Source organism: Streptomyces sp. NBC_01198 (assembly GCF_036010485.1).
In the GTDB taxonomy this organism is placed as follows: Bacteria; Actinomycetota; Actinomycetes; order Streptomycetales; family Streptomycetaceae; genus Actinacidiphila.
In genome coordinates this window covers 6,311,481-6,322,561 of sequence record NZ_CP108568.1, presented here as the reverse complement: position 1 = coordinate 6,322,561, position 11,081 = coordinate 6,311,481, and the positions used below count along the sequence as shown (strand labels likewise).

Here is an 11,081-nt window from a genome sequence, read left to right as displayed (position 1 = left end):
GGGCGCCGCAAGGGAGGGGAGCCCGATGGGGGGCATCAGCAGATCCACGCGCGTGAAGCGCCGACGGGACAGGCACGGCAGACGGGCCGTCGGTGTCCTGCTGGCACTCGCACTCACGCTGGCGGGGGCGGCGACAGCGGGACTGGCAGGACCGGCGGCGGCCGACAGCGGTACCGATCCCGTCGACGGCCATGTCACCGGGCTTCCGGCGGACGCCACACCCGAGGCCCGGGCGGTGGCCCAGGCGCAGGCGAGCGGGCAGCCGGTCGTCGTCGGCGCGCTCACCACGCCGTACGCGCAGACCACCGCCAACCCGGACGGCACGCTCACCCAGGACAGCACCCCGACGCCCACCCGGGTCCAGCAGGGCGGCAGCTGGGTGGCGGTCGACAGCACGCTCAAGGCGAACGGCGACGGGACCCTGTCGGCCAAGGCCTCGCTCAACTCCCTGACCCTGTCCGGCGGCGGCAGCGCGCCGCTGGCGAAGCTGACCAGCCCGGACGGCAGGACGCTGTCGATCGGCATGCCCTTCCCCCTGCCCGCCCCCGCCCTGGACGGCGACACCGCCGTCTACGGCGACGTCCTGCCCGATGTCGACCTCGACGTCACCGCAACCGACGTCGGCGGCATCCGCGAGGTCCTGGTCGTCAGGACCGCGGCCGCAGCGGCGAACCCGGCGCTCGCCTCGCTGCGGCTGTCGACCACCGGCTCCGGGCTGACCATGCAGTCCGACACCACGGGCGGCCTGCAGGCGGTCGACGCCACCGGTGCCGTCGAGTTCGTCGCCCCCACCCCCACCATGTGGGACTCCAGCAGTCCCGGCGTGACCGCGGCGAAGGCCGCCGCCAAGTCCGCGCCGACGGCGGACGCCGCCGCGCCGCAGACCGTCGCGGGCACCGACCCCAGTACCCCCGATGGCCCCGGCACCGGGGCGCAGACCGCGCAGATCCCGGTCAGCGCCAGCGCGGACGCGGTCACCCTCACCCCGTCCGCCGACATCCTGCACGGCGCCGGCACGCACTACCCGGTCTACATCGACCCGTCCTACCTGCCGTGGAAGGCAGGCGCCCCCACCTGGACCTGGGTCCAGTCCGCCCACCCCGACGCGGACAACTTCGGGCAGTACGGCAGTTCCCACAGCTCGCAGCCGGGCGTCGGCGTGTGCGGGACCTACCCCGACGGCGGCAGTTGCTCACCCTCCGACAAGGAGCGCACCTACTTCCAGTTCAACACCGCGTCCCTGCACGCGGTCGAGGACACCCTCGGCGCTGCCACCCTGACGGTCACCCAGACGTACTCGGCGGACTGGAGCTGCACCAACAAGTACTCGGTACGCGCCTACGCGTCGAGCACCGCCATCGGCCACGGCACCAACTGGGGCAACCAGCCCGGCGGCAGCCTGGTCGGCACCGACAGCGTCGGCGGCACCGGATCGGCCGACTGCGGCGACGTCGCGTTCGACTACAATGCGCTGGGCGCCGTCCGCACCGCGATGGGCGGGACCAACCCGGGCGTGGTCACCTTCGGGATCTACGGCGACGAGTCCGACGCCAACGGCCTCAAGCGGGTGTCGAACAAGGCGACCCTGAGCGTCACCTACGACAGCGTTCCCGACCTCCCCACCGGCTTCACCGCATCCCCGACCCCGCGCTACGCCTCGAACAACACCAACCAGGGCTGCGAGACGACCGCGAACCCCACCACCTCCGCCTTCCTCGGCAACCCCGGGGCGCAGGGCCTCCAACTCAAGGCGAACGTCTCCAGCCCGACCAGCCCCGCGCAGCCGGTACGCGGCTACTTCGACCTGTGGGATACCGACGGGACCGTCGCCAGCGGTTACACCGGCCTGGCGGCCTCCGGCAACCAGGCCGTCTACACCGTCCCGTCCAGCAAGTTGGAGGACGGCGGCTCCTACGGCTGGGACGTCGCCTCGGACGACGGCATCCTCACCTCCGCGGCCGCGCCCAGCGCGCACTGCCACTTCCGGGTGGACCTGACACCGCCGACGGTCACCGTCCCCACCGCACCCGACCTGATCCCGGCGGGCTCGCTCCCCGTCACCTTCCCGCCCTCGGGCAACGGCCAGGTCACCGGCGTCTTCGCGGGCGGCGGCGGCTGGGTGCCGTTCACCGCGACGGACCCGGCGCCGCACGGCACCCCCTCGGGCCTGGCGTGCATGCACTGGAGCTTCGACCCGACCCTGGCCGACGCGGGCTGGCAGTGCGGCGCCAAGCTCCCGACCTCCGCCGGCCTGGCGGTCTTCCCCACCCACTGGGGCACCAACATCGTCTACATCCAGGCCGAGGACAACGCGGGCAACTACTCCGGCATCGTGCCCTACGCCTTCTATGTGCCGTGGAACCCGCACGGCCCCGCCCCGGTCTTCGGCGACACCACCGGTGACGGCTCCCCCGACGTCGTCATCCCGGCGACCGACGGCAACCTCTACGCCCACTCGGTGCCTGGCAACACCCAGGCCACCAGCCCCGCGGTCAGCCTCGGCGCCAAGGCCATCGACTCCCCCGGCGGCGACGTCTGGAAGAACTACCAGATCAGCCACCGCGGCAGCATGCGCAGCGGGCTCAACGTCGACGACCTGATCGTCCACAAGGCCGGCTCGCCCGGGATGGACTTCTACTTCAATCCGGGGAACACCGGCACCGACGGCCGCTTCGACAAGAAGCAGGAGATCGCCAAGCCGCCGTGCGCCGGCTGCACCGACTACGCCGCCGACTGGTCCACCACCCTCCAGGTGGTCGCGCTCGGCGACGTGTCGAGCACCAGCCTGGACGCCGGCCACTTCGGCCACTACACCGGGCTGCTCACCACCGAGACCAACAGCGCCGGCGACGCGGCCCTGTGGTTCTACCCGACCGTCGCCTACGGGACGCTCGGCGCGCCGGTGAAGGTCGCGGCCACCGGCTGGAAGAACCTGGACCTGATGTCCCCCGGCGACAGCGCGGGCACCGGCAGACCCGGCCTGTGGACCCGTAACCGCGGCACGGGCGACATCGACAGCTACACCCTCACCACCGGCACGACCAGCACCGACGCCAACGGCGACCCGCTGGACGATCCGGCGCCGATCGTCACCGGGGTCAGCGCGGGCACCAAGTTCGGCAACCTGGTCACCGCCAACGACCCGCTCGTCGGCTCGGACGGCGACCTCACCGGCGACGGCATCCCCGACCTGTGGTCGGTCTCCAGCGCCGGCAGCCTCAACATCCGCCCCGGCACCACCGCCACCGGCGCCGCCGGCTCACCGGTGACCGGCACCGCCGCCTTCTACACCATCGGCAGCAACGGCAGCGCCGCCGACCAGTGGCCGCTGAGGAACTCGCTCGCCGACATCGACACCGGCAACCCGGCCACCGCCCACGGCGGCACCAGCTGGGGCACCGACCACACCGGCGCGGCGACCTCCGCGGCCGTCTTCGACGGCTCCACCGGGTACCTGCAGAGCGCGCACGCCGCCTTCGACACCAGCAAGAGCTACACCGTCTCGGCCTGGGTCAAGCTCGGCTCCACCGCCGCCACGATCACCGCGGTCAGCCAGAGCACCGTCAACCACCAGGCCTTCTACCTCGGCTACCAGCAATCCACCCATGACTGGTACTTCCAGACGATCACCACGGACGCCACCACCGGCGTCGGCTTCCCCACGGCGCACGGCGGTACCCGCGACGCGGCCGGCCAGGAACAGCCCGCCGCCACCGGGCTATGGACGCTGATCACCGGTGTCTACGACGCCGACACCCATATCCAGACCCTCTACGTCAACGGAGTCGCCGCCAACACGGCGGCGCAGAACACCACTCCGGTCTACGCCACGGGCGGCCGGCTGAACATCGGCGCCAACGCGATCATCGGCAGCACCGCCCTCTACAACCAGTGGAACGGCTCCGTCGCCGACGTCCGCACCTACCCGGCCGCCCTCACCTCCGACGAGGTGCACCACCTCTACACCACCTCGTAGCGGGTAGGCCGCCCGGCCGGCGCGCGGTCCGGGGTCAGTTGACCCGGGCCGCGCGGTGCCGGACGGCGCGGAGGCGGGCCTCGGCGGGCAGGTCGGGCAGGCCCGCGGAGGTGCGCGCGCGTTCCAGCACCTCGGAGTCCAGGCCGGTGACGACGTCCTGCGGGGTGGCGTGCGCGGCCAGGCCCATCACCAGCCGCACGGCCGGCGTACCGCGGTGCCGGGTGAGCACCGCGTTGGACCACTCGACGCCCTGGTAGGCCTCCGACTCCGAGCGCAGCACGTCCTCCAGCGCCCGGCCGCGCAGCAGCGCGCCCTGGCCGTCACCGCTATCGATCCTGATCTGCCGCAGCCGCTTGGCGCGGGCCTGGGCCAGCAGCCACCACAGGGCGGCCACGAAGAGGATCGCGAGCACCGCGATGACCACCGGCCACCACCAGTCGTCGGACCGGAACCGGGTCCTGTTGTGGTCGGTGAGCAGCACGTCCTTGGGGCCGGTGATGGGCCACCAGTCGGGCACCGTGAAGTCCCAGTGGCGCTGCAGGTCGAAGCTGCCGAACAGCACCGCCAGGCCCACCACCAGCAGGATCAGGCCGATCAGCCCGAGCAGGACCCGGTTGAAAGTGGTGCGCATCGCACGGTCACCCCTTCTTCTCTGCCCGCTGCAAGTGGATGCTCAGCTGCGGCTGCCTGGCCAGGCCCAGCTGCCGTACGGCCTCGCCGAGCACGGACGTCAGATCGCTGCGCACCGCCTCCAGTTCGCGGAAGTGCGAGGTGGCGCGGGCCTTGATCTTGCGGCGGCCGACGACGACCTTGGCCCAGCGCACCCCGGAGACCTCCATCGCCCGGTCCCGCAGCACCAGTTCGGCCGCGTGCCGGTCCAGTCCGGCGCGGACGCCCGCCGAGCCGCTGCGGGCCATCGGCAGCACCTCGCGCTCGCCGGGGGTCAGGGCCAGGATGAGCATCCACAGGCCCAGCGCGGCCGCCACCGCGGCGCCGAGGGTGATCCAGATGTCGTCCAGATGGCGGGTGGCCAGCTGGTGCGCGAGGCTGACCCGCCACTGCAGCGCCTTGTTGCCGGCGCGGACCGAGGCGACGTCGTAGAGGAACAGGCCGGCCAGGCCGAAGATCACCGCGGCGGCCAGCGCGGCCGGGAGCCGGCGGCCGGACCAGAAGCGGCGGACCTTGAGGCTGCTGCCGCTGCCGGGCAGCCCGGAGGTGTCGGCGGACGGCTCGACCTCGGGTTCCTTGGCGATGCTGACCCGCGCGTTCTCGGAGTCGGGCCTGGTCGGTTCCTGTCCACGGTAGACATGGCTGCCGGAGTCGTCGCTCATTCGACCCTCCCCTCGTCCTTGCGGGCCGCTGCCGAGTGCAGCCGCTCGACCTCGACGGCCACCTCGGGCACGTCCATACCCGTCAGCGCCTCGACCCTGCCGGTGACATGGCGGCGGACCGTGGCGCACACCGCCCCGAGATTCGCCGGATACCCCAGCTCCAGGGCCAGCCGCAGCCGGGCGGTGTCCTTGCGTACCGACACCGCGGCGTGCGGTTGCGCCTCGCGCGGCACCAGGTCGGCGCCCGGCGCGTGCGCAAGCACCTCACCGGCCGCCTGTGCGGCGATCTTCGCGACGACCCGGTCGGCGATCCGCAGGGCGCCGCGTTCGGCGGCGGGGAGCTGCCCGGGCGCGGCTGACACCATCAGCGCCGCCGGTCACGGTCGCGGTCGCGGTTCCGCGACCGGAAGAAGTCGCCGGGTTCGAGGTCGCCGTCGAAGAACTTGCCGGCCACGAAACCGACCGCGCCGAGCAGGGCCACCACGAGAAAGGCGCCGAAGCCGCCGAAGTACCCGGCGAACCCCAGTGCCATGCCGGCCACCAGGCCGATCACCGCCATGCTCATCGTCCGCTTCCCGTCCGTTCGGCCGCGCCCGCCCGTACCGCTGCGGGGCGGATCTCAGGGGCAGTGTTCCGCACCGGCGCCACTACTGGACCCGCTGGTCACGGTCGTCGTCATCGTCCTCGTCCGGCAGCTTCACGTCACCGACCGCGATGTTGACCTCGACGACTTCCAGCCCGGTCATCCGCTCGACCGCGGCGATCACGTTCTCCCGCACCGCGCGGGCGACCTCGACGATCGACACGCCGTACTCGACGACGATGTCGAGGTCGAGCGCGGTCTGCACCTCGCCGACCTCGGCCTTGACGCCGCGGGTCACCGAGCGGGTGCTGCCGGGGACGCGGTCGCGCACCGCGCCGAACGTACGGGACAAGCCGGTGCCCATCGCGTGGACGCCCACCACGTCACGCGCGGCGAGCCCGGCGATCTTCTCCACCACTCCGTCGGCGATGGTGGTGCGGCCGCGGCTCGCGGGGTCACCGAGTGCCTTGCGGGCCGAGCCGCCCGCGGTGCCCTTGTCGAGGGTCCTGCCGCCGTCCGCCACGAGTGACGAGCCGTCGGGCTCCGGCCGGTTGTGCTGCGCGCTGTCCGTCATCGCGAGTCGTCCCTTCGTATGGGCTGCTCCGTGCACCACACTATGTGCGCATGCCCGAGCGCGCTGCGGGGATGCGCCCACAGGGGACGGCCGACCCCCCATCCGAGTGGTCGGCACAGCGGAAGGCGATGAAGCCCGGTGACCATGGACCGACTGGCCAGGACCGTCAGGGAACAGGTGGCGCTGGGACGGCTCCTGCCGCTGGGCGAGGCCGGGGACGCCGCCTGGATCACCGAGAGCGCGGCCGTCGCCGCCCTGCGGCGGGCCGCGGCCGTCGTGCCCGGGGTACGGCTGGGCGCGGTGGCCCTGACGGTGGGTGAGGTCGCACCCGAGCCGGAACGGCTGGGCAGTGCCGCACCGGTGGGCGCGCTGCCGTATCTGCCGCTGCGTATCACCGCGGACTTCGAAGCGTCGCTCGACGAGCCGCTGCCGCACACCGCCGACCGGCTGCGGGCCGCGCTGTGGGCGGCGGCCGGCGAACGGCTGGGCCTGCCCGTCGCCTCGGTCGACCTCGCGGTCACCGGGCTGATCGACGGCGAGGTGATCGCGGACCCGGTGCTCGAAGGCGTCGTGGTGGACGACGGTGACCCGGCGCGCGAACTGGCCGGCGGTCCCGCTGCGGGCGATCCCGCAGCCCGGGTGGCGGCCGCCGCGCTGCTGGTGCCCGGTGTCGTGCGGCTGACCCGGCGGCTGGCCGGGCTCGGCGCCGGTGTCCGGGTCCGCGACACCGCGGCGGGCGAGGGCGACTACGCGTGCCGCCGGGTCCAGCTGCAGTTCGCGGTGGCGGCGGGCCACCGCCCGTACGTGGTGGCCCGGGCGGTGACCGCGGCGATCAAGCCGGTGGCGGTGACCGACTCCCCCGGTCCGGTGCTCACGGCGGTCGTGGTGACCGACACGCAGTGAGCCGCCGCCGGGTCTACTCGGCGCCGGCCAGGCTGCGCAGCCGCCGGGTCTGGGCGGCGCGCTCGGCCGCGAACTGCTCGGTCTCGGTGTGGATCAGGGCAGTACGCAGCAGGGCCTTGGTCTCGTTGACGGCGTCGCGCGGCGGGGCAAGCAGGGCGGCCGTCAGATCGGCGAGGGCGGCGTCGAGGTCGGCGGCCGGCACCACGAGGTTGGCCAGCCCGGTGCGCTCGGCCTCCTCGGCGTGCACGTAGCGGCCGGTCACGCAGATCTCCAGCGCGCGGCCGTAGCCGACCAGCTCGGCCAGCGGCTTGGTGCCGGTGAGGTCGGGCACCAGCCCGAGGCTGGTCTCGCGCATGGCGAACTGCACGTCGTCCGCGCACACCCGCAGGTCGCAGGCCAGCGCGAGCTGGAAGCCGGCCCCGATGGCGTGGCCCTGGACGGCGGCGACCGTGATCAGGTCGGTGCGCCGCCACCAGGTGAAGGCCTGCTGATACCGGGAGATGACCGTGTCGAGCTCGGCCTCCGACCCGCGCCCGAGCTCCAGGAACGACGGCCCGCCGTCGAACCCCTCGGGCGTGAACGCCTGCCGGTCGAGACCGGCGGAGAAGGACGGGCCCTCGGCGCGCAGCACCGCGACCCGTACCTGCCCCGGCAGCAGCCGGCCCGCCTCGATCAGCGCCAGCCACAGGGCGGGCGACTGCACGTTGCGCTTGGCCGGGTTGCACAGGGTGATCGTGGCGACGGTGCCGGTGCGGTCCAGGACGAGCCGGACTCCGTCGCGTTCGAGCAGGATCTTGTCATCGGGCATCGGGCACCTCCGAGCGGACCGCGGACTTGATTACTACTGAAGAGTAATCACCCGGTCGGTTCGCCGGCCCGCGGGGTGCGGGAGATGCCCGCCCGTCGCATCGGCTCGTCAGGGCCCGGTCAGGCCGTGACCGCCTTCTTGCCCCGGGTCGCCCCGCCGCGACCGCGCAGGGTCACGCCGGACTCGCTGAGCATCCGGTGCACGAATCCATAGGACCGGCCGGTCTCCTCGGCCAGTGCCCGGATACTGGCTCCGGAGTCGTACTTCTTCTTCAGGTCTGCCGCGAGCTTCTCGCGCGCGGCGCCGGTCACCCGGCTGCCCTTCTTCAGAGTCTCGGCCACCCGTGCCTCCTCCAGGGAAGTGCGCTATGGACTCTCATGATCACCCCTAAGCGCCTTCCTGGCCACCCATTCGACAAGGTCCGTCACCCGACATTCGCCACGTGAATGCCGGGATACGGGGCCAAGAACGGGTTCCGGCCGGAAATTTCCGCCGCGCAATTCCCGGCCGCGAACGTCATCCGCGCAATACCAGCAGGTCAGCGGGCGTGGGTAAGGTGTTTGCCGATGTCACACCACTGATCACCCTGCACAGCCGCCCCGCGGGCGACAGGGTGCGGGCGGTACCAGCCGGACTCACACAGATGACGGACCCGCGGTGGGCCGAATGATCGAATCGGCATGATCACCCGGCGTCCGAGCAGGTCGGCGGCGGTGCCGCCGGCCCCGGCCTGATCGGGCGCCGCGGCCGGGGTCGGGCGGCCCGGCCGGCAGACCGGCCCGCGACCCGCGGTCAGGCCAGCGAGACCAGGTCCGCGTAGTCCTGGCCCCACAGGTCCTCCACGCCGTCCGGCAGCAGGATGATCCGCTCGGGCTGCAGTGCCTCCACCGCGCCCTCGTCGTGGGTCACCAGCACCACGGCGCCGCTGAAGGTGTGCAGCGCGCCCAGGATCTCCTCCCGGCTGGCCGGGTCCAGGTTGTTGGTCGGCTCGTCGAGCAGCAGCACGTTGGCGCTGGAGACCACCAGCGAGGCCAGCGCCAGCCGGGTCTTCTCACCGCCGGACAGCACACCGGCGGGCTTGTCGACGTCGTCACCGGAGAAGAGGAACGAGCCGAGGATCTTGCGGATCTCCACCAGGTCGGTGTCCGGCGCCGACGAGCGCATGTTCTCCAGCACCGTGCGCTCCGGGTCGAGCGTCTCGTGCTCCTGCGCGTAGTAGCCGAGCTTCAGCCCGTGCCCCGGGGTCACCTCGCCGGTGTCCGGCGTCTCCACCCCGGCCAGCAGCCGCAGCAGCGTGGTCTTGCCCGCACCGTTCAGACCGAGGATGACCACCCGCGAGCCGCGGTCGATCGCCAGGTCGACATCGGTGAAAATCTCCAGCGAGCCGTACGACTTGGAAAGGCCGCTCGCCATCAGCGGCGTCTTGCCGCACGGCGCCGGATCCGGGAAGCGCAGCTTGGCGACCTTGTCGGAGACCCGCACCGCGTCCAGACCGGCGAGCAGCTTGTCGGCCCGCCGCGCCATGTTCTGCGCCGCCACGGTTTTGGTGGCCTTGGCGCGCATCTTGTCGGCCTGCGAATTGAGCGCGGCGGCTTTCTTCTCCGCATTGGCGCGTTCCCGCTTGCGGCGCTTCTCGTCGGCTTCGCGCTGCTGCTGGTACAGCTTCCAGCCCATGTTGTAGACGTCGATCTGGGAGCGGTTCGCGTCCAGATAGAAGACCTTGTTGACGACCGTCTCGATGAGGCTCACATCGTGGGAGATGACGATGAATCCGCCGCGGTACGTCCTCAGGTAGTCGCGAAGCCAGCTGATCGAGTCCGCGTCCAGGTGGTTCGTCGGCTCGTCGAGCAGCAGGGTGTCCGCGTCGGAGAACAGGATCCTGGCCAGCTCCACGCGGCGGCGCTGGCCGCCGGACAGGGTGTGCAGCTGCTGGCCGAGGATACGGTCGGGCAGGCCCAGGGCCGCCGCGATCGTGGCCGCCTCGGCCTCCGCGGCGTAGCCGCCCTTGGTGAGGAATTCCGTTTCCAGGCGGGAGTACTTCTTCATCGCGTTCTCGCGGGTGGCGCCCTTTCCGTTCGCCATCCGCTCCTCGTTCTCGCGCATCTTGCGCAGCACGGTGTCGAGGTCGCGCGCGCCCAGGATGCGGTCGCTGGCCAGCATGTCCAGGTCGCCGGTGCGGGGGTCCTGGGGGAGGTAGCCGACCTCCCCGGACCGCGTCACGCTCCCGGCGGCGGGCTGGCCCTCGCCGGCCAGCACCTTGGTCAAGGTGGTCTTTCCGGCGCCGTTGCGGCCGACCAGGCCGATGCGGTCGCCCTTGGCGACCCGGAAGGACGCGGATTCGATGAGGATGCGCGCGCCGGCGCGCAGCTCCAGGCCGGTGGCAGTGATCACGGGGTTGGCTCCATGGCGTGACGGATGGCCTCACGGCCGGGTGGGCGTGTCGGTGAACGCCAGAGCTAATCGAGGAACAGTGCGGCCATGGGGCCAGTCTACTGGCTCCGTGCAACTGCCTTCGCCCCTGTCCGCCCGGGCCGGGCGGCCCCCTCCACCTGCCACCCTCCTCGTGGCGCACGCCCCGACGCCCCCTGCACCACGCGCGGCAGCCTCTTGCCCACTGCCGGGCGGGGGCTTTCCCGTGCCACGTACGGTGCCCCGGTCGCCTGCGGCCCGGCGGGGGCTTTCCGACGGTAGTGCCGCGTGCGGGTGGCATGTCGCCCGCGGCCCGGCGGGGGCTGGTCGCGCAGTTCCCCGCGCCCCTGAGAGCTCGGCCTCATCCGCAGAGGGCAACCCCCAGGGGCGCGGGGAACTGCGCGACCCGCCACGACGGTGGGAAAGGTGTATCGCTGCCGCAAGTGGCAATCACCTGGGGGCGCGGGGAACTGCGCGCCAAGCCAGGACGGCGGGGC

10 protein-coding genes are annotated in these 11,081 nt (G+C 72.4%); 2 read left to right on the top strand and 8 right to left on the bottom strand.

What is annotated here, in order from left to right:
* Positions 1-52: 52 nt before the first annotated feature.
* Positions 53-3,976, top strand: a complete 3,924-nt coding sequence (locus tag OG702_RS28100) for a LamG domain-containing protein (RefSeq protein WP_327291731.1) — start codon at positions 53-55, stop codon at positions 3,974-3,976.
* Positions 3,977-4,010: 34 nt separating this feature from the next.
* On the opposite strand, the gene amaP is transcribed toward OG702_RS28100, so the two are convergent.
* From amaP to OG702_RS28075, 5 genes are all read right to left on the bottom strand, one after another.
* A complete protein-coding gene (amaP, locus tag OG702_RS28095; protein WP_327291730.1) occupies positions 4,011-4,607 on the bottom strand; it encodes an alkaline shock response membrane anchor protein AmaP in 597 nt (198 codons plus the stop codon).
* A gap of 7 nt (positions 4,608-4,614) precedes the next feature.
* On the bottom strand, positions 4,615-5,307 hold the full coding sequence (locus OG702_RS28090; RefSeq protein ID WP_327291729.1) for a DUF6286 domain-containing protein: 693 nt from the start codon (positions 5,305-5,307) through the stop codon (positions 4,615-4,617).
* Positions 5,304-5,672 (bottom strand): Asp23/Gls24 family envelope stress response protein, encoded by a 369-nt coding sequence (locus OG702_RS28085; protein ID WP_327291728.1) that lies wholly within the window; start codon positions 5,670-5,672, stop codon positions 5,304-5,306. Before OG702_RS28085 ends, OG702_RS28090 begins: the two co-directional genes overlap by 4 nt.
* Positions 5,672-5,872 carry a hypothetical protein gene (locus tag OG702_RS28080; protein WP_327291727.1) on the bottom strand — a complete coding sequence of 67 codons (201 nt, stop codon included), beginning with the start codon at positions 5,870-5,872 and terminating at the stop codon, positions 5,672-5,674. Before OG702_RS28080 ends, OG702_RS28085 begins: the two co-directional genes overlap by 1 nt.
* Positions 5,873-5,954: 82 nt before the next feature.
* The gene (locus OG702_RS28075; protein ID WP_327291726.1) at positions 5,955-6,464 is read right to left on the bottom strand and encodes an Asp23/Gls24 family envelope stress response protein; all 510 of its coding nucleotides are present in this window, start codon (positions 6,462-6,464) and stop codon (positions 5,955-5,957) included.
* A 144-nt stretch (positions 6,465-6,608) separates the two neighbouring features.
* Between OG702_RS28075 and OG702_RS28070 the strand changes: the two genes are divergently transcribed.
* Positions 6,609-7,367 carry a nucleopolyhedrovirus P10 family protein gene (locus OG702_RS28070; RefSeq protein WP_327293406.1) on the top strand — a complete coding sequence of 253 codons (759 nt, stop codon included), beginning with the start codon at positions 6,609-6,611 and terminating at the stop codon, positions 7,365-7,367.
* 13 nt (positions 7,368-7,380) lie between these two features.
* On the opposite strand, the gene OG702_RS28065 is transcribed toward OG702_RS28070, so the two are convergent.
* From OG702_RS28065 to OG702_RS28055, 3 genes are all read right to left on the bottom strand, one after another.
* The gene (locus OG702_RS28065) at positions 7,381-8,175 is read right to left on the bottom strand and encodes an enoyl-CoA hydratase/isomerase family protein (RefSeq protein WP_327291725.1); all 795 of its coding nucleotides are present in this window, start codon (positions 8,173-8,175) and stop codon (positions 7,381-7,383) included.
* Between the two features lie 119 nt (positions 8,176-8,294).
* Complete coding sequence (locus tag OG702_RS28060) at positions 8,295-8,516, bottom strand: helix-turn-helix domain-containing protein (RefSeq protein ID WP_031522969.1); 222 nt, start codon at positions 8,514-8,516, stop codon at positions 8,295-8,297.
* Between the two features lie 451 nt (positions 8,517-8,967).
* Positions 8,968-10,566, bottom strand: coding sequence for an ABC-F family ATP-binding cassette domain-containing protein (locus OG702_RS28055; RefSeq protein WP_327291724.1), 1,599 nt, complete (start codon positions 10,564-10,566; stop codon positions 8,968-8,970).
* Positions 10,567-11,081 lie beyond the last annotated feature (515 nt).

What these genes read in the sequence shown, in the direction of transcription:
- amaP (WP_327291730.1), bottom strand. Translation starts at nt 4,607, where the DNA reads ATGCGCACCACTTTCAACCGGGTCCTGCTCGGGCTGATCGGCCTGATC.
- OG702_RS28090 (WP_327291729.1), bottom strand. Translation starts at nt 5,307, where the DNA reads ATGAGCGACGACTCCGGCAGCCATGTCTACCGTGGACAGGAACCGACC.
- OG702_RS28085 (WP_327291728.1), bottom strand. Translation starts at nt 5,672, where the DNA reads ATGGTGTCAGCCGCGCCCGGGCAGCTCCCCGCCGCCGAACGCGGCGCC.
- OG702_RS28080 (WP_327291727.1), bottom strand. Translation starts at nt 5,872, where the DNA reads ATGAGCATGGCGGTGATCGGCCTGGTGGCCGGCATGGCACTGGGGTTC.
- OG702_RS28075 (WP_327291726.1), bottom strand. Translation starts at nt 6,464, where the DNA reads ATGACGGACAGCGCGCAGCACAACCGGCCGGAGCCCGACGGCTCGTCA.
- OG702_RS28070 (WP_327293406.1), top strand. Translation starts at nt 6,609, where the DNA reads ATGGACCGACTGGCCAGGACCGTCAGGGAACAGGTGGCGCTGGGACGG.
- OG702_RS28065 (WP_327291725.1), bottom strand. Translation starts at nt 8,175, where the DNA reads ATGCCCGATGACAAGATCCTGCTCGAACGCGACGGAGTCCGGCTCGTC.